We start from the raw sequence: 22,647 nt of genomic DNA on the forward strand, positions 1-22,647 counted from the left end.
ATGTCTATATTAAAAATTTCTCTGAAATGTTAATTTTTTCTGCTGAAATGCCTAGAATAGAAAATCTGCTTTCAGTTAAGAATTGCTTTAAATTCTCTAATTGATTTGTTCACATTCTATTTTAATCTACTAGAATTTCAGTCACTAAGTCTATTCTATTCATCTATAGATATTTATATAAACTTAAAAGCCCGATGTTTCCATCAGGCTTCTTTTTTATCCATGTACACGTTTCATATAGTCTTGATAACTTTCGGTATCCATGAGTTTTTTAGCGTTCTTGACGCGATCTGCTGTTGGTGGTTTAACCCCTTCGAGGGAATAAGGAATTCCCAATTCACGCCATTTGAACTCACCCATAGTGTGATAAGGCAGAATTTCAAACTTATCAACATTTTTAAGGGTCTTGACGAATTTACCAAGTTCAATCAAGTCATCGTCTCTATCTGTCAATCCTGGAACTAGCACGTGACGAATCCAGACAGGTTTTCCAATATCTGATAAATACTGGGCACAAGCCAAGATATTTTTATTGGTTTGGCTAGTGACAATCTTGTGCTGTTCTTCGTTGATTTCCTTGATATCCAAGAGGACCAAGTCAGTGACAGCCATGAGTTTGTCAAACTTCTCAAGGTAACGTGGTTTATTACGGAAAGGAAGGGCACAGGTATCCAAGGTACAGTGGATTCCTTGTTCCTTAGCCTTAGTGAAGAGGGCAATCAGGAAATCAATCTGCAAGAGGGCTTCTCCTCCACTGACTGTAATACCGCCCTTATTTCCCCAGAAACCGCGGTAGCGCAAGGCCTCTGTCAAGACATCATCTACCGTCCGTTCACGTGACTTATTGGACTCCATAGCCCAAGTGTCCGGGTTGTGGCAATACTGGCAACGCATGTGACAGCCCTGCAAAAAGACAATAAAGCGAATACCAGGCCCATCTACTGACCCAAAGCTTTCTGTCGAATGCACCATTCCTGTCACTTGTCCATAATCAATTGTTTCTTCAGACATATCGTTACCTTCCTTGAAAACGTTTTATAGTTTTATTATATCATGACTTGAAAGAAAAACAAGATTTTTGCCTATTTTTTAGAAAGCAATCTGTTTTTCAATTTCATTTTCAATTACTTATCATTTTATTCTTCAAAATCAAAACCATACAAGGTTGCAAAATAGTCCTCAGGGCGCTCTGCACGGCGAATTTGACGGGCTTTTCCTTCTTCAGTATAGAGGATTTCCGCAGAACGAAGTTTGGCATTGTACTGGTAGCCCATTGAAAAACCGTGGGCACCTGTATCATGAATTACCAGCAAATCACCGATTTCTGTATGAGGCAGTTCGCGATTCACTGCAAATTTATCATTGTTTTCACAGAGTGAACCAACCACATCCACTACCTCAGCTGGTCCATCTGGATGGGTCACGTTAGTAACATGGTGGTAGGCTCCGTACATAGCTGGACGCATGAGATTGACTGCTGAAGCATCCACACCTAGATAGGTACGGTAGGTTTTCTTCTTATGGGTAACTTTTGTGACCAAAGCTCCATGAGGGGCTAACATAAAACGACCCAATTCTGTGAAAATCTTGACCTGACCAAGACCTGCTGGCGTAAGAACCTCTTCATACACCTTACGAACTCCCTCACCAATCAAGGCAATATCATTTGGCTCCTGGTCTGGACGATAATTAACACCAATACCGCCAGAAAGATTGATAAAGTCTAGCGAAATGCCCAACTTTTCCTTGATTTCAACAGCCAATTCAAAGAGCTGACGCGCCAATTCTGGATAATAGAGATGGGTGACGGTATTGGATGCTAGAAAGGAGTGAATTCCAAAGGTCTTAGCGCCTTTTTCCTTCAAGATAGCAAAGGCTTCAAAGAGCTGGTCCTTGGTCATGCCAAACTTGGCTTCTCCAGGATTGTCCATAATGTCGGTCCCCAGTTCAAAAACACCACCAGGATTGTAACGACAAGAAATGATTTCTGGAATGCCTGCTGCACGCTCCAGATGTTCAATATCTTCAAAGGCATCCAAGTTAATGGTCGCACCCAATTCACGCGCATAGGCGTATTCCTTGTCTGGCGTGTTGTTTGAAGAGAACATAATCTCAGAACCTGGAAAATCCAATTTATGGCTCATTAAAAGCTCTACATAACTAGAGCAGTCCACACCGCAACCTTCCTCTTGGAGAATTTTTAAAATAGCTGGTGTTGGAGTAGCCTTAACTGCAAAATATTCCTTAAAGCCCTTGTTCCACGAAAAGGCTTGGTTGACGGCTCTTGCCTTCTCACGAATCCCCTTCTCATCATACAAGTGAAAGGGAGTTGGGAACTCGGCAACAATCGCTTCTAAGTCTTCTTTATTGATAAATGGTGTTTTCATAAGTTTCCTTCTATTCTATTTGCAAAGAAAGGCTGGGACAATCGTTCCAACCTTTAGTTCTATCTCCTATTTATCTTCGTCAAAGATATTGCCAACCTCAACATCGATGGTTTGATTCTTGACATCAATATTGGTTACCTTCAAGAGTGACTTGTAGTCAAACTGCTTTTCGCGTTCTTCTTGGGCATTGTCCGCAAAGACGGCTACACCTGCTAATTCTGAATCGAACTCACGCAAGAGGCTGATCATCCCATTGACAGTTCCACCACCTTTCAAGAAGTCGTCCACAATCAAGACACGGCTTCCTGCCTTGAGACTGCGTTTTGAAAGAAACATTTTCTCAATACGGTCACCACTTGAACCGGATACATAGTTGACGCTGACAGTTGAACCTTCGGTAATTTTCAGGTCACGGCGCACAATAACAAAAGGAACATTGAGGACATTAGCAACTGCATTTGCAAGTGGAACACCCTTAGTCGCTACTGTCATAACCGCATCAATTTTTTGGTCCATAAAGCTCTTCGCAATAATGCGACCAATATTTTTCAAGATGGCTGGTGTGCTAAGCAAATCAGACAGGTAGATGTAACCACCTGGCAAGATACGGTCACTTTCTGACAACTTGGCACGCAAGTCCTCAACCATTTCCTTGGCATCATGGCTTGAGATTGATGGTGTGAAAATGACACCTCCACCAGCCCCAGTCACAGTCTGAATATGACCGATTTCGATTTCCTCAAAGGCGCGTTTGATAATGACGATATCTTCTGAGATGGATGATTTAGCAGATTCATACTTTTCAGCAAAAGTATTGAGACTAGTTAGCTTATAAGGATTATTAATCAAATAGTTGGAAATGACAACCATCCGATCACTTCTTCTTAATTTCATTTCTATTTCCCACTTCATTTAATTTTGATATTTTATCTATTATACCATATTCACATAAAAAAACGAACATTCTTATCCTAAAAAATGCTCATTTTTCTTAAATTATTAATCTAAATCTGGTTTATAGAAGGAACGATTGTCCATAGCGAAGATTTTATTGGTCATCTCTCCTTTATCTACCAAAGCAAGAGCTGTTGACATCATCATCATGCTTGCATCCAGATTGTCAATCATATGGATAATCTCTGCTTCCATAATGCGTGGACGGACTGGGCTTCCATACTCAAGTAAGCCGTGGTGACTGAGGATAACGTGGCGAAGCAGAACGACTTCTTCCTTGGTATCATCAATGCCGAGTTCCATAACTGTCTTGGTAATTTCGCTATCAATGAGAGCGATATGTCCAAGAAGATTACCTCGCACTGTATACTCCGTCTGGTCTGGTCCCGTCAACTCGATGACTTTGGCCAAGTCGTGCAACATAATCCCTGCATAGAGCAGACTCTTATTGAGCTGAGGATAGATTTCGCTAATAGCATCTGCCAAACGCACCATGGTCGCCGTATGATAAGCCAAACCCGTTTCAAAGGCATGGTGATTAGTCTTGGCAGCTGGATAGGAGTAAAATTCCTTATCATACTTGGTGTAGAGCTTTCGGACAATCCGTTGCCAAACAGGATTTTCAATTTTAAAAATCATTTGCGACATGTAGTCACGGATTTCCTTGACATCAACTGGCGACTTGACCTTGAAATCAGCTGGGTCATTGGGTTCACCAGGCTGAGGCAGGCGAAGGGTAATTTGATTGACTTGAGGAGTGTTATTATAAACTTCTCGGCGTCCTTTCATGTGGACAACCTTACCTGCGGTAAAGGCCTCAACGTTATGTGGTTGGGCATCCCAGAGTTTCCCTTCAATCTCGCCACTATCATCTTGGAAGGTAAAGGCTAGGTAGTTTTTCCCAGCTCGAGTTTGCCTCAGGTCAGCTGACTTGATTAGGTAAAAGCCTTCAAATAGCTCATCTTTTTTCATGTGACTAATCTTCATATTCTTCCTCATTTTCTTGGAAATGGAGTAGATCAAGCGCAGGCTCACCTTCTGATAACTCAATGTGACGGAGCGTCCGCTCGATGGCTGTGGTACGACGGTTTAATAATTCATCAATATTGCCAGAGGCATGTTGGAGGTGTTTTTGTGCCTTAACCAGAATGCCACCAAACTTGCCAAACTCGGTCTTGACACTGGCAAGAGTCTTGCTGATATGGTCGGCACTCTTTTGGATATTGAGAGTTTTGAAGCCAACTGATAGGGAGTTAAGAAGAGCTGATAGGGTACTTGGCCCTGCGACAATAATCTGCTCCTCCCGTCTCAAATCATCAAAGAAGACCGGATTGCGTACAATTTCTGAGTAGAGACCTTCTGTCGGAACAAACAAAACTCCAAAATTGGTCGTCCGAGGCGGTGCTATGTACTTGCTCTTGATATCCTTGGCAAAGCGCTTGACGCTTGCTAAGAGCGACTTACGACAGCGTTCAATCTCATCCTTGTCACCTGCTTCATAGGCTTCTTCTAAGCGGTAATAATCTGCCAGTGGAAACTTGGAGTCAATCGGTAGGTAGACGTATTCCTGGTCTCCTTGTCCGGGCAACTTGATGGCATACTCCACTCGCTCACTAGAGTTTTCAACTGTTGCATATTCTCGTTCATACTGGGCAGGAGTCATGATGTCTTCGATGATTTGCCCCAATTGCAATTCCCCCAGAATTCCTCGTGTCTTGGTGCCAGAGAGAACCTTGTTGAGGGCTCCGACATCACGGGCAACTGTCTGCATTTCTCCAAGACCACGATTGACAGACTCCAGTTGTTTGGAAACTGTCTCAAAGGAAGCCTGCAAGCGTGTCTGCAAGGTCTTTTCTAGTTTTTCTTCGACCGTTTGGCGCATTTGTTCCAAACGTTGCTCATTTGATTCCTGCAAGGCTTGGAGACGTTGGTCAGTCTTATCCCTAGTTTGGAGGAGATTCTCAGTCATTTCTTGACGAACTTGAGTTAAGCCTTGGTGCAACTCGATTCGAACTTCTTGCAAACGGTCGCTGACAGCTACTTCCAAGTCTTTTTGATCTAACTGGCTGGCTTGTCTGGCTTGTTCAAAGCGGTAATCCAACTGGTCTGACAAGTGATCTGCCTGATCCTCCAAGCTCTTGCTGAGATGTTTTTCCTGCTTATCCTGCCTTTGCCAAATTAGAAAGAGACCAGCTAGGTTGGCAAGCAATAATAGAACTAATAAACTTTCCATCCTACCTCCTGTCCTTGCTATGCAGCACGACCACATAGCCATCTGGGCAAGTCACCGAAACTTCCCTATCTATATATTCGTTAGAAGCGTACACTTTTTTAAAGAAAAAATTTTCCTCTGTCAACTCATACTTGGCTCCGAGAATGGTAAGTTGGCTATCCCGAACTGGCATAAAGGCTAGATAGTCGTAGTCTGAACGAGGTTGAAGCTGACTGGTCCCTTCTGGACAATAGGCAATCAAATTTTGTCCATCTTCAATCTCTATCTGGCGCATATAGGGCGCCAACTTGGGATTGCTAGGCAGAAAGACATTGGCCAGCATATGGTCAATACGGCCTCCCAAGGCACCGAAAATAGTAACCTGAGCCTGAGGATTGTTCTCAAAAATAGTCAAGAGAGCCAATTCCAGATCTGTATCATCCTTTTCTGGTCGGGCTTGGACAAAATGTTGGGCACGTTTTTGAATCAACTGACATTCTTCTGCAGTGACAGAATCAAAATCTCCAACTGCTAGAGCAAGAGGAAGGTTTTCTTCCAAGACCCAGAGCGAGCCTCGATCTACACCGACAAAGCAATCAAAATTTGTCCGATAGTGACCGCGGTCTCCGCCTGCAAAAACGGCAACCCTAGTCCAGTTGTTTTCTGAGAGTTTGTACTCGCTCATTGACATCTCCCTTAAAGACATAGGAACCTGCTACAAAAACGGTCGCACCAGCTTCTTTGGCTTGAGCAATAGTTTGGTCATCAATCCCACCATCCACTTCAATCTCAAATTTCAAACCTTTTTCCTCACGAAGTACAACCAACTCACGGACCTTATCCATGGTCTCTGGTAGAAAGGCTTGTCCACCAAAGCCTGGGTTAACTGTCATGACTAAAACTTGGTCAACTAGATGAAGGACGTGCTTGATAGCTTCAACAGGCGTACCAGGATTGATGACAACTGATGGCTTGACACCGAGTGAACGAATTTTTTGGAGGGCGCCATGAATATGAGGTGTCGCTTCCACATGGATACTGATGATATCTGCTCCCGCACGCGCAAAATCTTCTAAATGATGCTCAGGGTTTGACACCATCAAGTGGCAATCGAAAACCATCTTACTATGAGGACGAAGACTCTCGACCACACCCGCACCAAAACTGATTTGCGGGACAAAATGGCCATCCATGATATCGATATGGGCATATTCTGCCCCAGTTGCTTCTAGACGTTTGATTTCACGTTCAAAGTTGGCATAATCTGCTGCCAGAATTGACGGAGCAATCTTGTATTGAGACATAGGTTTCTCCTTATTTTGGAATTTTTTTGCTGACTTTTTTATAGGTTTCTCTGCGATTTTCAATCTCACTGAGGAATTGCAGGTAGTTGTCAAAACGGAAGGTGACAATAATTCCTTCTTCTACAGCTGGCTTGACAGCACAGGATGGCTCATGGGTATGTGTACAAGTACGGAACTTACAATCTCGGCTAACACTAGCAATATCTGGAAATGCCTGATTGAGGTCTTCAGCTGTTGATACTTCATAATCCAGTGATGAAAAACCTGGTGTGTCTGCGATTTTACCCCCATTGAGGTTGTAAAAACTAACAGCTCGAGTGGTATGGCGCCCACGACCCAGACTGTCTGAGATTTCTCCTGTTTCAAGATTGAGGTCAGGCGCGATTTTGTTGAGAAGAGTTGATTTCCCAACACCCGTCTGCCCCATAAAGACCGTAACCTTGCCTGTTAACAAAGGCAAAAGTTCTTCTTTACTGGTCACAAAATCGTAACCAATAGCACCATAGGTTTGTTGGTAAAAATCCAATTCTGACCTATCTTCCAGCAAATCCATTTTGGAAATATAGACGATGGGATGAATACCCTTATGCTCTAAAAGAACCAAGAAACGATCCAGTAAATTACTGTTAAAATCAGGTTCCTTGACAGACATGATCACCACAGCTTGGTCAATATTGACAATAGGCGGACGGACCAGACTGTTTTTCCGTTCATGAATTTTGAGGATATAACCTTCTGAATTTTCCTCGGCAGAAAAGTCGACCAAATCCCCAACGTAAGGGGTATGGCCTTTTTTACGGAAATTCCCACGCGCGCGTGTTTGATAGACCTGACCCTCACTCTCTACATAGTAGAACCCCGCCAAGGCTTTAATGATTTGTCCCTGCATCTTAGAGTCCTTGCCCTTTAAGTGCGTCTGCTAGGCTAGCAAATTCTGCCAAGCTGAGAGCTTCCCCACGTACACTTGGTGACAAGCCTGCTTGGTCCAAAGCCTTGGTCAGCTTGTCTTTGACCTCTTCAGTCTTGCCAAAGTAACCTGTCAAATTGTTCCACAAGGTTTTACGGCGATGGGTGAAACTTGCCTTGGAAACCTTAAAGAAGAGGTTCTCATCTTCTACTACTACGGCTGGTTCTGGACGACGCACCATTTTCAAAATAGCAGAGTCCACGTTTGGCGCTGGCACAAAGACCGTACGAGGCACGATAAAGGCAACCTTGGCAGTCATGTAATACTGCACAGCGATTGACAAACTGCCATAAGCCTTGGTATTCGGCTGGGCTGAAATGCGGTCAGCTACCTCTTTTTGCATCATAACAACAAACTCACTAAAAGGAATCCCACTCTCGATTAAGTGCATGAGAATAGGCGTTGTGATGTAGTAAGGCAAATTAGCCACTACCTTGATTGGCAGGTCAGGATTTTTGAAATTCTGGATATGTTGCGCCAAATCGACTTTGAGAATGTCCTCGTTGACTACGGTCACATTATCAAAATCACGCAAGGTATCTGCCAAAATCGGTACCAAACGATGGTCGATCTCAAAGGCCATAACTTCTGCTGCACGCTCAGCCAGAAACTCCGTCAAGGCACCAATCCCTGGCCCGATTTCAATGACATTGACCTGGTCATCAATTTCAGCCGTATCCACAATTTTTTGAAGGATATTGGTATCCGTCAAGAAATTTTGCCCAAAGGACTTTTTAAAAGTAAAACCGTGACGCTCCAGCACTGCCTTAGTCACGCTATAATCTGCAATTCTCATCTATTCTCTTTTCTATTATCTGTTACTACTATTGTAACACATTCCCCTTGTATTTTGGGGGTGAAAATCATACCAAAAAACTATCTTTCCTCATGAAGAAAGATAGTCTTGAAAATCTTTAAAGGTGGACTTAGCGCTTCTCGCGAAACATACGTTCAAAAAAATCAGCTTCTTGATAACTTCTATTTTCAGGTAGGGTCAAATCTACATCCTCCTCCACATCGTCCACTGTCAGTTCAACCGTTTGAGGTAAATTTTTCAAACGATAATGCTTTTGCCTTTGACCTTCAATGCTAGCAAAATCAAGCAAATATCCATTTACTCGGATTTGAACCAAAAGAAGATGATTGGTCATATTTTCCATGATGAGAATATCTTCTAAACCACCTCTGGCACTAGGATAATCAGATACCCTGCGAATACGGATTTTTTCACACATGAGCAAGCTCCCTCATATCAATGATTTCATCGGCCTTATTCCAGACTAGGGGATTATGGGTCGCAATGATAATCATTCGATTTTCATCTTTCAAGTCCACCAAGAGATTCATAACCTCCTCTGAATTTTCAGGATCAAGAGCTGCTGTTGGTTCATCTGCCAAAATCAAGGGTGGATTTTTCAAAATAGTCTTCGCAAGGGCAACTCGTTGAGCCTCTCCCCCAGATAAAGTATAAATTTTTTGTTCTAAATCCAAATACCCTAGATTAACTTTTTCTAAAGCCTCCACTTGCCTTTCCAAACGTTCTACTTTTGAGATTTTCTGACCAACAAAGCCCAAATCCAAATTCTCTTTGATTGATTGGTTTTCTAAAAGGCCAAAATTTTGAAAGAGATAGCCCATCTGGTCTCGAAAATACTCACGAGTGGGAATGGTTTTTAAATCTTTCCCCTGATAAAGAACCCTTCCACCATCTATCTTTTCTAGCTTTCCTAAGATATTAAGCAAAGTCGTCTTTCCGCTTCCACTCTTTCCGATTAAGGCATAAACCTTGCCCTTCTCCAGCTTGAGATTTAAACCAGAGAAAATCGCACGGTCATTAAATTTCTTTTCCAATCCTTGAATATCAATCATCTTATTTTCCTTTCAATACTGCCATGCTACCAGCTTCTTCTTTTTTATCCTGTCTAACTAAAATCAACAGAGCGTTAAGCGTAAATAAAGCTACAACTAGAGCGCTAATCAAGCTATCTCCTGTCAAAACACTAGATAGGATTAGGCCAAGCAAGAGAACCCCTCCTTGCGCCAGTAAGTACTTGCCATGAAGCTCATAGATTGTCATACCAGAAAGACGTTTAATCATGATCTCCCGTCTGAACTGCTCAAAATAGAGAAGATTCATGGAATCAAATAACAAAATAGCCGTAGACAGAGTCAAAACAGTCCCAATAAGGAGAGAGTAAAACTCCATCCGTTTGTCATTTAGTACCTTGGCAAAAAATAGCTGGCTTTTTACCAAGTAAGAAACCTTGTGATACAAACCTTGCTCTTTTAGAGCTGTGATGCTGTCGCTATATCGATCTAGTTTTAAGGCACTATTAGCCGTAGTTCCCCATAACATTCCTGCAATAGGTCTTGTTCCAGTCGCTTGTGGCGTTAAAACCACAATAATCGGATCTTTTAAATATTGACGTGTCGTCTTGTACCCATCGTTATAGAGGAAGCGTTCCTGTCCTGTTTCTGTAAAAGCTAGCCTTACCTGTGGGAGGTAGTGTTTCTGACTCGTCACTTCTACACTTTCAGATGAAAAATTTTGCAGGTAATCTGTAAATAATCCTTGATAGTAGGAAGACTGCTCTCTCAAGCTCTCAGGTAAGATCAGCCCAAACTCTCCCTCAGACAAGTTTTGCATCTTGTCCATAAACTCTGAAGAAACGGTAATCTTTTCTTCTATCAGATAGCGCGGTGAGACATAGATGACATTTCCTGACGGTGTATAGTCACTGAGACGATTGCCATCTAGGTCCACTTCTGCGCCATTTGAGAAATTGTCAACATTGCTCATGATATAAAAAGAGTCTGTATTGGCTAACCGTTCTTCAGTAAATGTCTGCCACTCGCGATTCTCCTTACGCATTCCTTCTTCATCGGCAAATGCACTAGACCAACCAAAGGATAGACGGTAACGATCTGAGGACTGACTCCATTTATCGCTAGCTCTCTCCATTTCTTGCATTTCACGGTAGTGGGGTAGGAGAGCAGTCGCACTCGAGCCGACCACCAGCATGGCCAAGAGTTGCCCCACCATCATCAATGTCATCATACGTTTGAGAGGGAGTTTCCCTTTCAATAGATCCACCAGACTATTTTCCTGTAAACCAAGTAGATACACGACATTTAATAAGGTAGAAATCCCTACCAAGGCCAATCCATAAAGCAAAAGACCAATGATGACCAGTTGCACCGTTGCCATAAACAAGGCACCTTGATACCAGAGAATCCCCAATCCCAAAAAACTGGATACTAGCACCGAGAAGATAAGCTGTCTCATATCTTCTAATACTGGTCTGAGAGCAACCCCAAACAAACTCTCACCAGCGATTAATCGAATCCCTGCCTGACGAAGGGATTTTATCCGATAAATCAGAGTCAAACTCATAAAGGTCAGCAGAAAAATAGCTAAACTCAGTAGCACCATAGGGGTGACAGCCAATAGTAAGACTATCGAAAATGGATCTTCTCCATTCGAAACAAAGCCTTGATAACCAAGTTCTTTCAAGGTAGTCTGTAAACTCACTCCATCCAAACTCCCTGACACAATCAAGTAAGACCCTAATAAATCACTCGTTTCTGCACTCTCCTTGGAGGAAATGGTCAGACCTGCTGGAAGCTCTCCCTGACCATAAGTGGCATAGGTAAAGCGTGTTTCTCCAGCTTCATTTGGCTCAACGATCCGACGGGCGATGAGACTGTTATGCTCTACCGCCAAGTGACTCAAAGCCTCTGTCACCTCTTCGCGACCAGCTACTGGTTGATTTATCACCATTCCTGTCACATCAACAGAGGGATAGTTACCAAATAAAATCTCTTCTCGATGGTCAACGGAAGTTATCACCATATAAAGCGATACCAATACCATTGAAATCAAAATAAATAAACGTTTCATCATTTCCTCCAAAAAGTTACTTGGTCACTTAGTGAGAAGATGACCACAGTCACTGCGATGTTAAGAAGTTTATTAAGTTCTTTCTACTAGCAACATCTTCAAATATATTATATCCGTTTTTTCAAGAACTATCAAGGACGTCAACGTCCTTAAAATCTAACCATTTCATATTGTTTTTGGCTTATATCTAAAAAAACAGCTCTAAAGACGAACTTTAGAACTGTTTTGATACGAGGACAAGGACATTTTTGTCATTGTTTCGCTATGTTTATAAATATTCTTACCATATTGTAAAACGAAGGACACATAAAAAGGTGCCTATTTGATGTACTCTGATTGCAAAATACCACAAAGTAAATTTAACATAATCTCCAATCATTCGTATAAACAATTGTGTGAAACTAATCCGAGAAAAATCAATCACTAGTTGTCAGAGACTTTTTTTAGGATTATTGTTTATTACTCGCAAATGGTAAACACGGATTATTCCTACTACTATGAGAACAACTAAATAAGACTGAGTACAGAATTATTTCTTTAAATTATTCGTTTCTTTCTTTATAAAACGGATATGTAACTATTATACCCAAAGTACTAATTATAATTTTAAAGATTGCACCTAAAATATTTAAAGTTGATAAATCAAGTATTCCGTGTATTAGGTATAGTAGACAGAAAAAGAATGGAAGGTATTTTTTTAATTTTTTCATAAACTATAGTGCTATCAAGGTCAAAGCCTTAGCTACTGTCCAAGCCATCCAATCTGGCATACCTGCACGCTTACAAGCCTGGTAGATTCCATCTTCAATCCAACCAGTAAAGTGTTCTAGTGTACTCAATATGGCATTCAATCCTATATATTGATTTATCCATCTTTTAACATTCGAAGGGAGTTTACTATAACCTTTTCGAATAGCTGTAACTGAAAAAGACCACTTTCCTCTGTCCATTTTAGCAGCTTGGATATCCTCTTGCGAAACAGTATCTTTATCAAATTCTAATATACGTCCGTTATCTACGTAGATATGTTTTCCTTCACCATTAGTTGCCGTAGAACGTTTTGAAACTTGAGTTGCTTTATCCGAAACTGAATATGTAGAAGCAAAAGCAGTTGCAGATGGGAGAGCAACAGTACTTAATGTTAAAAAGCAACTTAAAACAATTGCTGTTTTTGTTAAAATCTTATTTTTCATTTTATTTTCTCCTCGAAATATACATTTTTATCATAACCATCCTAATAAACTGACACTTTGCCCTAAAGAATCTATTTTGAAACTAAGTAGACATAACTAAATTTTATTTAAACCACCAAGTAACTAAATAAAATAAACTAAAAAAGTTCATATTGTAATCTCCTTTCACGTTTTAATTAATTATAAATTATTCTTAAATAAACTCAAAGGACATCAATGTCCTTAAAATAGAACCATTTCGTGTCATTTTTAGCTTATATATAAAAAAACAGTCCTAAAGACGAACTTTAGAACTATTTCAATACTAGAACAAGGACATTTTTGTCATTGCTTCACGATATTTATAAATATTTTTTTAAATCTTCTTGCCATTGTTTTTCTAACATAGTAACTAAATAAGAATTTTCTATTATATCAGCAAATAGCTTCGATTTCTGATAGAACTGTTCGGCAGAGACATAATCATTTTTTATTATTAGGGATAATTTCCACTCCAACATTAATATAATTGGTTTCTTCTGAAAATCTTGTGTTTTTTCCATTATGTGATTAAGGCTAAATATATAGGTTTCTAGTGAATCATAAGTCGATAAATTATCCAAACAGGCAAGACCCGAAAACAAAGTGTTACTTAAAGCAAACAGATATTCTGGTGCAATTAATTCTACATGATTTGCCAAACGAACTAAAAACGAATGAATTCTTTCAATTTCTGAAATCTGACTTTGACCTTGTTTTATCTTTGTAAGCACTATAGCAAAATATAAGTTGATAACTTCTAATTCATTTATCAAAAACAATTCCTTATCATAAATTGTTTTAAAATAATCGTCCAGTACGGTTTCTCCATATTCTGGTCGTCCGCTTCGAATAACATCTATCGTTGCTCTAGTAGCTTCAAACCATACTTTTTCCTCATTAGGAAGTTGCTCATAAAATAAATCCTCTATCTCTTCCAAACACGCTTCCTTCTTATCGTACTCCTCTTCTTTACCATAGATTGGTTCACGTAAAATCTGGTATTTCAATTCTAAATAAGCAGAAGGAAGAGCTGAAAAATCCGGCATAAGGCTATAAGCTGGAACTCCTAAACGACGAGCAATATAGTCTAACTTGGGTAAACTCGGTTGCGAAGCTCCACTTTCAATTCGCGACAGTTGACGAACTGTCAGTTCTTGCTCATCTCCACAAAAATCTGGACGACTAATTCCTTTTTCTATCCGAATCTCTTTAATTTTTTGACCAATTAACATCAGATGCCTCCTCTTCTACCTGTTTCGAAAAATATTGTGAAACTTAAAAAATTGTAACGGCTACATCTTTCCTACTCATAAAATTTCATAGCTTCTTCCACTTCTGCCAAGGTAACTCCAAACAACTCTAAGCGCTTGAGGAGTTGCTTGCCATTGGAATAGCCGATTCGGAGAACCTCTCCCAGATATTCTCTGCGCTTACGGCTGTCTGCCCCTGCTAAAAAACCAAGGCGAATCAAGTCGCTACGACTGATATCAAACTGGCTCTCATGTTCAAATTGTTCTGTAACCTGAGCTAGAGCTGTTTTCAAATCTTCATAGCTGGCATGCTCAATTCCCAGGGAACGTCCCTTGGTCTTGGACTTGGGAACAGCTTCGTCTCGTTTGAGGAAGGCATGCTGAACTGTTGGAATGGCCGTCATAATCATGCGACGAATCCGCTCCCCATTAAAATCTGGGTCTGTAAAGACAATGACTCCATGACGTTGGTGCAGGCGCTGAATCCGTTCTAGATCCTGGTCATTGATGGCAGAACCTCGTGTCTCATATGTCTCTACATCGAAATAGCGTTTGAGATTAGCCGTATCATCGCGCCCTTCGACCACGACGACTTGGGAAATTTTCTCTTTCATAATTAACTTTCCAATCCAAAAATTCGTTCTGCATTTGCAGTCGTTACCGCCGCTAGCTCTTCTGCCGTCATGCCACGCAAGTCAGCGATAAAGTCCACTACATAGCGAGTGTAGGCTGTTTTATTTTCACGACCACGCTTGGGTACAGGTGCTAAGTAAGGCGCATCCGTTTCCACCAAAATCTTGTCCAAAGGTAACTCTTTAGCTGCTTCTTGGATGTCAGTTGCTTTCTTAAAAGTCACCACTCCTGAGAAGGAAATGGTCATACCAAGCGCGACAAACTTCTCTGCCCATTCAAGAGTTCCTGAGAAAGAATGCATAATGCCACCTCGAGGGCCAACGCCCTCACTCTTAATAATCTCATAGGTATCTTCCAACGCATCACGGGTATGGACAACAAAAGGTAAATCCAAGTCCTTAGACAACTGAATCTGACGGCGAAAAACCTGCTCCTGCACCTCTTTTGGCGCTGTCATCCAATGATAATCCAAACCAATCTCACCTAAAGCAACAACCTTTGGATGCTTGAGCTTATCAAGCAAATAGTCTTCAATCTCCTCTGTGTAAGTCCCTGCTTCTGTCGGATGCCAACCAATAGTCGCGTAAAGTTGGTCATACTCATCTACCAGCTCCAAAGCACGCTCAATCGTTGATTCATCAAAACCCACAATATTCATCTGTGTCACACCCATCTCAGCAGCCAAGGCAATTTCTTCTGCCTCACGACCTGCAAATTCTTCTACATTCAAGTGTGTATGTGTATCAAAAATCATCTCTTCTAACCTCGTTTTCTATCTACTATTATAGCAAAAAAACTGACCTCTCTCCTCATCTGAAAAAAATATTCTAAAACCCACCATCTCTTGACGCTCTTTTTCCAAAGTAGTATAATAACACTTATTGAATTTTTCAACAAAGGAAACAACTATGTTTACAAAAATAAAACAGACCTTTATCGGTCGTCCTCTTAAGTCCTTAACCGAAGGCGAAGGGGGGCTACTGGGAAAAATGCAGGCACTGGCCATGTTGTCAAGCGACGCTCTGTCCTCCATCGCCTATGGACCTGAGCAAGTAGTCCTGGTCTTGGCTAGTCTCTCTCCTCTAGCTATATGGTGGAGCCTTCCTATCGGCCTCTTTGTCCTCCTGCTCCTAGCTAGTCTGACCGTTTCCTACCGTCAAATCATCCACGCCTACCCTCAAGGGGGAGGGGCCTATATGGTTACTCGAGAAAATCTATCTCCCCAACTTGGCTTGATCGCTGGAGGTAGTCTTCTGGTTGACTATATGTTGACCGTAGCGGTATCTGTTGCATCTGGAGCTGACGCTATCACAGCAGCTCTCCCTGCTCTTCACCCTTACAACCTCCACATCTCCATTTTTCTGGTTTGCTTGCTCATGCTCCTGAACTTACGGGGCTTAAAAGAATCTGCCAGCTCACTGATGATTCCTGTCTATCTCTTTATCATCAGTACTGTCTTTCTCTTGCTCTATGGAATCTTTCAACTAATGACAGGTTCTCTCAGCTATCAGGCAACTTCACCTATCGGGCATGCTGTTCCAAGCCTATCTATCGTTCTCATTCTAAGAGCTTTTACCAGCGGATCTGCCTCTCTGACAGGGGTTGAAGCTATTTCAAATGCCGTTCCCTTTTTCAAGGCTCCAAAAGAAAAGAATGCCGCTCAAACCTTGACCATTATGTCACTGATTTTAGGTTTTCTTTTTGCTGGTATCACCTTCCTAAACTACTGGATGGGGATTATGCCTCAACACGGAGAAACTATTCTTTCACAGATGGCTCAAGGCATCCTTGGTAATTCCTTCTTAGGCCACCTTGGTTATTATACCTTCCAATTCTCCACAGCCTTGATTTTGGCCGTAGCTGCAAATACAGGCTTTTCGGCCTTCCCTATGCTGGCTTACAATATGGCTAAAAACAAATACATGCCCCATCTCTTTATGGAAAAAGGAGACCGCCTAGGCTACTCCAATGGAATTTTAACTCTGGCTTTTGGGGCTATGATTCTTCTTCTCATTTTTAATGGCAATACAGAACGCTTGATTCCTCTTTATACTATCGGGGTCTTCGTTCCCTTCGCCCTATCTCAGACTGGGATGATTCGTCATTGGAAAAAGGAAAAAGGGGCCAACTTCTTAAAACCTGCTCTTGCCAATATCCTTGGAGCAATCATTTGCTACGCGATTGTGCTAATCCTGCTCTTTTTCCGTCTCAGTGATATCTGGCCTTTCTTCCCGATTATTCTCGTACTCACCCTACTCTTTTTGGCAATTCACAGTCATTACCAAAAAGTAGCCCAACAACTACGACTCTATGAAGGCATCGAAAAACGTACTTACGACGGCAATCTGGTTCTGGTACTAGTAGGAAATGTCACCCGAGTCAGCGTCGGGGCCATTAACTACGCTCAAAGTATCGGTGACGAAGTCCTAGCCATGCATATTTCTACCAAGGAAACATCAGAAAAAGACCAAGAAATTCTCCAAGAATTTGCCGATTACTTCCCAACCATTACTCTGAAAAATATCAAGACCAGCTACCGCGACATTATCACCCCTACCGTCAAGTATGTCAAACGGATTTCCGAGGAAGCCCAGAAAAAGAACTACACGGTTACTGTCCTCGTCCCCCAGTTTATCCCTAATAAACCTTGGCAAAATATCCTGCACAATCAGATGAGTCTCAAACTCAAATACGCCCTTCGTTGGCATCAAGACGTCGTTGTCGCTAGCTACTCCTATCACTTAAAAGAATAAAGAAAAGGCCCTACCAGAACCAAAAAGCGTCTGGTAAGGCCTTTTTCTGAATCCTATCACTATGCTTAACTGAAAAGCATGACTAGGCATATTATTGAATGTGGTTAGCTAAACCTTCCTGAGCTTTTTTATTTGACTCAGCTTTTTCTTTTAGCCATTTTTCATAAAGTTCCTGGTACTGTTTAGCAGTTACTGCCTCTTTTTGCAATTCAACATATTTGTAGTTGTCAGCATTTCCTTTATTCCCAACGAATGAAAATGGGCCTGTAAACGGTACAGTCTTACGGAAGATTGGGTTGGCTCCACCACTTTGAACTGGTAGGAAGAGGGCGCTATCTGTCAACCAAGCTTGGGCTTCAGCATATTTTTCATAGCGAGCTTGAGTATCTGTGATTTCCGCGTCTGCCTGATCCAAGAGTTTCTTGTAGTCAGCAAGACCAATCTTGTCCTTCACTTCCTTATCTTTTCCTTCAGACAAGCCCATGTTTTTCAACTGAGAACCTGTCTCTGGATCAGGGATGGCTAGGTAAGTCTTAGGATCTGAGTAGTCTCCACCCCATCCCGAGATGTCGATATTGTAGTCTTTTTGCTCTGCTGTATCTGCAAAGAATGTAGCTTGATCCTTCTCGTCTTGAGAAAGTTGGATAACATCGATAACCACATTCTCCTTACCAAGGGTTTCCTCCACTGTTTGTTTGAAAGAGCCGGCCTGTTGCACATCTAATTTAGCAGTCTGGTCAACTGGCATATCCAAATGAATTGGGAAAGTTACTCCCTGTGCTTGCAGACTTTCTTTGGCCTTAGCAAATTTCTCTTTGGCCTTGTCAGGATTTAAGAAGTCTTGCTTACCATCGTTTAGGTTGATATTTGCCCAATCTTTACCGTAATTGACAATTTTCTCATTGACAATATCACCGAAGTTCTTATCGCCAACTTGGACAAAGTTACTTGGTGTAACTGTGTTACGCAAGATACGGTCTGCTCCATCTTCACCATTTGTCTGTTCTGCATAAGCATGACGGTCAAAGGCAAAGTTGATGGCCTTACGGAAATCTTTATTCTGCATAGCTGCGCGTGAATCTGTCTTTTCCTTATCAGACTGTTTCATAGTTTGCTTGTAGCTTTGGCGGTTGACGTTGAAAAGATAGTAGAAAGTAACTGAGTTTTGTGGTGTGTAGGTAATCTTGTCCTCATTTCACTTCTTGAGTTCAGCAAAGACTGAGCTAGTTGGAAAAATACGGCCGTCTGTATAGTTACCATCCAAGAAACCTCTTGCAATGCTGTCTTGGTCAGAACCGTCAAAGAAAGAAAGTTTCACTTTCTCAATTTTAACATTGTCCTTATCCCAGTAATTAGGGTTTTTATCAAACTCAATCAAAGATTTTGATGAGAAAGATTTAAACAAGTAAGGGCCATTTGACAAGATACCTGATGGTGTTACGCTTCCAAAGTCATCCCCCTTAGACTTCAAGAAGGCTTCATTTACAGGATTAAGGATACTTGCTGTTGTTTTAGAGTTCCAATAAGTCTCAGGTCAGTTGAGAGTGTATTGTAGAGTGTAATCATCCACTGCCTTCACACCAACAGTTCCAAAATCAGATGATTTCCCTTCAACATAGTCTGCTAGACCCTTGATAGAGTCTTGTACCAAGTACAAGTTTTCAGCCTTTTTATCAGCCGCATACTTGAGACCAGTCACAAAGTCATGAGATGTTACGTCCGCATACTCTTCTCCTTCAGAAGTGTACCATTTAGCTCCCTGACGAATCTTATAAGTGTAAGTCAAACCATCTTTTGACACTATCCATGACTCAGCCATAGATGGGATGAGATTGCCATACTGGTCATTTTCCAACAACCCATCAATCAAGTTGGTTGTGATACTAGATGTAGAATCTCGTGTAGAGGTAATATAATCCAAGGTATCAGGGTTGCTGACAAAGATATAAGAGTAAGTCTTGTCTGCATTACTTTATTGGGAAGACCCACATGCCGCTAAAGCTAGACCTGCTGTCAAAGCCATAGCTCCAAAAAGCATAACTTTTGATTTCTTCATGATTATTCTCCATTTTTTTACAGTATGTGAAATGTTATACACCATTTGAGCAAAAATATAAAGTCTTTTGAACTTTTTTACAAAAATAAAAATCAGTAGACTCGAGTTCCTACTGATTTTTGTTCTAATTCGTTTGGATTATGCAGCCAAAACTTTGCGTCCTTTACGACGACGAGCTGCCAATACGCGACGACCGTTTTTAGTTGACATACGGTTACGGAATCCGTGTTTGCGCGCACGACGAAGTTTACTTGGTTGATAAGTACGTTTCACGATGAATACCTCCTCATAGATTTTGTATTCGTTTAGCCGGCTATAAAGTGATCAGTTACTAAACATACTTTACTATTCTATCTGATTCTTTCACTTTTGTCAATAGCTCTAGGTAAATGTTTCCAGCTTTTTGTGATTCGAATGTGATATGAAAGTTCTATAATGAAGTTAGCCACCCAGCTCTCCTAAAAATTAGATGGTTCAACTATAGCTGATAGCTAGTCCTCGATTTCATTTGATAAGAGGCTTGGATCTGTTAGGCTGGCGAGCCAAGGCTAAGACTAGTCTTGATTTAGCTAACAAAACAGCTTCAAGGGGGCCTCGTGTCAAATGAAATCAAAATAATTGCCCTCAATATCTCCATTTTTGGGGAACATAATCACTTTCGATTGACAGTACATTTTTCAAAGAGTTTACATTACGCCTTTAACCCAGTTGTATCAAGGATTTATCTACTGTCTAAGGAAAAGTACAAAACTTTTTAGTTTTAATTCCACTCTTTTTACCTCTCGAAAACCTCGCTTTCGCGAGGCTCTTCTATTTATAAGATAAGGCACGTCTAAAGGTTTTCCAAATCCCTAAATCATCCGTTTGAAGAACGAGACTAGCATACATGCGTCCGATAAATCCGGTTGCTACCACTGCAAAAATCACTGTAATAGCAAGTGAAATCCAAGCTTCTAACCCATTTGCATAACCATTAATAGCTCTAAACGGCATGAAGAAAGTCGAAATAAAGGGAATATAAGAACCAATCTTCAAGATGAGATTGTCACCAGCTGCACCTAGAGCTGTCACTCCAAAAAAACCACCTATAATCAAAATCATCAAAGGCGACAAGGCTTTTCCTGCATCCTCAGGACGAGAAACCATAGAACCTAGGAAGGCTGCTAAAACAACGTACATAAAGAGGCTAACCAAGACAAACAATAAGGTGTTGAGCGAGAAAGCCTCTCCTATATGGTTTAAAATACCAGATTGTGCCAAGATTGGTAGGTCTTTAAAGAGAAGAATAGCAGCAAGTCCACCCACGACGTAAATGCCAATATGGGTCAAAATCACAAGAAGCAGAGCCAGCATGCGAGCGTAGAAATAATGACTAGCTCGGATACTAGAGAAGACCACCTCCATAATTTTAGTCCCTTTTTCACTAGCAACTTCCTGAGCTGTTACACCCGCATAGGTAATCAGAATCATATAAAGAAAGAATCCTAAGGCGCCTGCTGCCATTGTTTGAATAAACTTTTTATTTTCCTTGGCTTCATCAATCTTTTCTGTGAATTGAATTGTCTGCGCTAAGCGTTTTTCCTGCTCTTGAGACAAGGAGGCCGTTGAACGATTAAGCTGATTTTGCAGTTCATTGAGTGTACCTGTAACTGCAAATTTAATTCCATTTTCAAGCGATGTTTCGCCATGATAAACTGCCTTTAGAACATTATCTTCTTGATCAATAGTCAGATAGCCTTTTAATTTTTCATCTTTAATCGCTTCTTTGGCACTTGCTTCGTCTTTATAGTCAAAGTTAACACCATTTACATTCTTCAGTCCTTCTGCTACAGATGGCACTGTTGTCACTACTGCCACTTTATCATTTTTAGCCATAGAAGAGCCTTGAAGATAGCCAATTCCCCCAGATAGACCGATAAATAAGAATGGTGAAATCACCATAAAGAAGAAACTCCACGACTTGATGTGTCGAAGATAGGTTTCTTTCATTACAACCCACATATTTCTCATACTTCCACCCCTGATTCTAGTTTAAAGATTTCATCGATTGTTGGCGCTTGCTGGTCAAAGGTTGCGATATATTGCCCCTGAGTCAAGATTGGGAAGAGTTCTCTTCCAGCACTCTCATCATCTAGGATTAATTTCCAACTGCCTTGCTTGGTCAAGCTCACCTGTTTAACATGAGGAAGATTTTCCAATTCTTCCTTGCTTCGTTCACTTGAAACAAAGAGACGCGTTTTCCCGTATTGATTGCGGACATCCTGAACTGGTCCATGCAAGACCACACGGCCATCTCGAATCATCAGAATATCGTCACAAAGTTCCTCAACATTGGTCATGACATGGTCGGAGAAGATAATGGTTGCCCCTCGCTCTTTTTCCTGAAAAATGACTTGCTTGAGCAATTCTGTATTGACTGGGTCCAATCCACTGAAAGGCTCATCCAAGATAATCAAGTCTGGTTCATGAATCAGAGTTATGATGAGCTGAATCTTCTGCTGATTTCCTTTTGAAAGACTCTTAATTTTATCTGTCAGCTTTCCTTTCACTTCCAACCTCTTCATCCATTGAGGGAGTTTTTCCTTGATTTCCTTAGCGTCCATACCTTTTAGAGTCGCCAAGTAGCGAACTTGTTCAAGGACTGTCAATTTAGGCATGAGACTGCGTTCTTCAGGTAGATAGCCAATCCGAGCGTAGGTCTCCTGACGAATATCCTGACCATCCAGACTGATTTCTCCTTGATATTCTAAAAACTTCAAAATACTATGGAAAATCGTTGTCTTCCCAGCACCGTTTTTCCCGACTAGTCCCAAAATACGACCTGGTCGCGCTTGAAAGTCAATACCAAACAAAACTTGCTTAGGTCCAAAACTTTTCTCTAGACTTCTTACTTCTAGCATCTTTCACCTCCGAAATGTCTTGCACTCATTATACTCCTTTTTGATAGCCTTTACAATGCTTTCCGTCCATTTTTAGAAGACTAATGCTATGTAAAATATGGCATGGAGCGTTTTTA

Annotated in this window: 20 protein-coding genes and 1 pseudogene; 1 reads left to right on the forward strand and 20 read right to left on the reverse strand. The window is 41.2% G+C overall.

What is annotated here, in order from left to right; translation table 11 throughout:
* Window positions 1-216: 216 nt before the first annotated feature.
* From pflA to SMIDD28_RS06895, 16 genes are all read right to left on the reverse strand, one after another.
* Entirely contained in the window at window positions 217-1,011 is a 795-nt protein-coding gene (gene pflA / locus SMIDD28_RS06820) for a pyruvate formate-lyase-activating protein (protein ID WP_001288288.1), read from the reverse strand.
* 125 nt (window positions 1,012-1,136) lie between these two features.
* Window positions 1,137-2,387: a diaminopimelate decarboxylase gene (locus tag SMIDD28_RS06825; RefSeq protein ID WP_061425386.1), complete on the reverse strand. Its 1,251-nt coding sequence runs from the start codon at window positions 2,385-2,387 to the stop codon at window positions 1,137-1,139.
* A 66-nt stretch (window positions 2,388-2,453) separates the two neighbouring features.
* On the reverse strand, window positions 2,454-3,281 hold the full coding sequence (gene purR / locus SMIDD28_RS06830; protein WP_004255834.1) for a pur operon repressor: 828 nt from the start codon (window positions 3,279-3,281) through the stop codon (window positions 2,454-2,456).
* Between the two features lie 105 nt (window positions 3,282-3,386).
* Window positions 3,387-4,328 (reverse strand): 3'-5' exoribonuclease YhaM family protein, encoded by a 942-nt coding sequence (locus SMIDD28_RS06835; RefSeq protein WP_000703197.1) that lies wholly within the window; start codon window positions 4,326-4,328, stop codon window positions 3,387-3,389.
* Window positions 4,318-5,574 carry a DNA recombination protein RmuC gene (gene rmuC, locus SMIDD28_RS06840; protein WP_061425387.1) on the reverse strand — a complete coding sequence of 419 codons (1,257 nt, stop codon included), beginning with the start codon at window positions 5,572-5,574 and terminating at the stop codon, window positions 4,318-4,320. The genes SMIDD28_RS06835 and rmuC overlap by 11 nt, the downstream gene beginning before the upstream one ends.
* Window position 5,575: 1 nt before the next feature.
* The gene (locus tag SMIDD28_RS06845) at window positions 5,576-6,238 is read right to left on the reverse strand and encodes a thiamine diphosphokinase (protein ID WP_061425388.1); all 663 of its coding nucleotides are present in this window, start codon (window positions 6,236-6,238) and stop codon (window positions 5,576-5,578) included.
* Window positions 6,201-6,857 carry a ribulose-phosphate 3-epimerase gene (rpe, locus tag SMIDD28_RS06850; protein ID WP_061425389.1) on the reverse strand — a complete coding sequence of 219 codons (657 nt, stop codon included), beginning with the start codon at window positions 6,855-6,857 and terminating at the stop codon, window positions 6,201-6,203. Before rpe ends, SMIDD28_RS06845 begins: the two co-directional genes overlap by 38 nt.
* A 10-nt stretch (window positions 6,858-6,867) precedes the next feature.
* Window positions 6,868-7,746, reverse strand: coding sequence for a ribosome small subunit-dependent GTPase A (gene rsgA / locus SMIDD28_RS06855; protein ID WP_061425390.1), 879 nt, complete (start codon window positions 7,744-7,746; stop codon window positions 6,868-6,870).
* A gap of 1 nt (window position 7,747) precedes the next feature.
* Window positions 7,748-8,620, reverse strand: coding sequence for a 16S rRNA (adenine(1518)-N(6)/adenine(1519)-N(6))-dimethyltransferase RsmA (gene rsmA, locus SMIDD28_RS06860; protein WP_061425391.1), 873 nt, complete (start codon window positions 8,618-8,620; stop codon window positions 7,748-7,750).
* A gap of 130 nt (window positions 8,621-8,750) precedes the next feature.
* Window positions 8,751-9,059, reverse strand: coding sequence for a hypothetical protein (locus SMIDD28_RS06865; RefSeq protein WP_000333263.1), 309 nt, complete (start codon window positions 9,057-9,059; stop codon window positions 8,751-8,753).
* Window positions 9,052-9,693: an ABC transporter ATP-binding protein gene (locus SMIDD28_RS06870; RefSeq protein WP_000565526.1), complete on the reverse strand. Its 642-nt coding sequence runs from the start codon at window positions 9,691-9,693 to the stop codon at window positions 9,052-9,054. Before SMIDD28_RS06870 ends, SMIDD28_RS06865 begins: the two co-directional genes overlap by 8 nt.
* 1 nt (window position 9,694) lies before the next feature.
* Entirely contained in the window at window positions 9,695-11,725 is a 2,031-nt protein-coding gene (locus tag SMIDD28_RS06875; RefSeq protein ID WP_061425392.1) for a bacteriocin-associated integral membrane family protein, read from the reverse strand.
* 713 nt (window positions 11,726-12,438) lie between these two features.
* Window positions 12,439-12,918: a hypothetical protein gene (locus tag SMIDD28_RS06880; RefSeq protein WP_061425393.1), complete on the reverse strand. Its 480-nt coding sequence runs from the start codon at window positions 12,916-12,918 to the stop codon at window positions 12,439-12,441.
* Between the two features lie 341 nt (window positions 12,919-13,259).
* Window positions 13,260-14,171 carry a helix-turn-helix domain-containing protein gene (locus SMIDD28_RS06885; protein WP_061425394.1) on the reverse strand — a complete coding sequence of 304 codons (912 nt, stop codon included), beginning with the start codon at window positions 14,169-14,171 and terminating at the stop codon, window positions 13,260-13,262.
* A 71-nt stretch (window positions 14,172-14,242) separates the two neighbouring features.
* Window positions 14,243-14,803 (reverse strand): ribonuclease M5, encoded by a 561-nt coding sequence (gene rnmV / locus SMIDD28_RS06890; protein WP_061425395.1) that lies wholly within the window; start codon window positions 14,801-14,803, stop codon window positions 14,243-14,245.
* 2 nt (window positions 14,804-14,805) lie between these two features.
* Window positions 14,806-15,576: a TatD family hydrolase gene (locus SMIDD28_RS06895; RefSeq protein WP_061425396.1), complete on the reverse strand. Its 771-nt coding sequence runs from the start codon at window positions 15,574-15,576 to the stop codon at window positions 14,806-14,808.
* Window positions 15,577-15,730: 154 nt separating this feature from the next.
* Between SMIDD28_RS06895 and SMIDD28_RS06900 the strand changes: the two genes are divergently transcribed.
* Window positions 15,731-17,575: an APC family permease gene (locus SMIDD28_RS06900; RefSeq protein WP_061425397.1), complete on the forward strand. Its 1,845-nt coding sequence runs from the start codon at window positions 15,731-15,733 to the stop codon at window positions 17,573-17,575.
* A 91-nt stretch (window positions 17,576-17,666) separates the two neighbouring features.
* On the opposite strand, the pseudogene SMIDD28_RS06905 reads toward SMIDD28_RS06900, so the two are convergent.
* The 4 genes and pseudogenes from SMIDD28_RS06905 to SMIDD28_RS06920 all read right to left on the reverse strand — a co-directional run bounded on the left by SMIDD28_RS06905 (window position 17,667) and on the right by SMIDD28_RS06920 (window position 22,531).
* Window positions 17,667-19,631, reverse strand: a pseudogene (locus tag SMIDD28_RS06905) (peptide ABC transporter substrate-binding protein).
* Window positions 19,632-19,769: 138 nt separating this feature from the next.
* On the reverse strand, window positions 19,770-19,904 hold the full coding sequence (gene rpmH, locus SMIDD28_RS06910) for a 50S ribosomal protein L34 (protein WP_000831905.1): 135 nt from the start codon (window positions 19,902-19,904) through the stop codon (window positions 19,770-19,772).
* A gap of 537 nt (window positions 19,905-20,441) precedes the next feature.
* A complete protein-coding gene (locus SMIDD28_RS06915; protein ID WP_061425398.1) occupies window positions 20,442-21,641 on the reverse strand; it encodes an ABC transporter permease in 1,200 nt (399 codons plus the stop codon).
* On the reverse strand, window positions 21,638-22,531 hold the full coding sequence (locus SMIDD28_RS06920; RefSeq protein WP_061425399.1) for an ABC transporter ATP-binding protein: 894 nt from the start codon (window positions 22,529-22,531) through the stop codon (window positions 21,638-21,640). Before SMIDD28_RS06920 ends, SMIDD28_RS06915 begins: the two co-directional genes overlap by 4 nt.
* Window positions 22,532-22,647: the final 116 nt, after the last annotated feature.

This window comes from Streptococcus mitis (assembly GCF_001579045.1).
Taxonomy (GTDB): Bacteria; Bacillota; Bacilli; order Lactobacillales; family Streptococcaceae; genus Streptococcus; species Streptococcus mitis_D.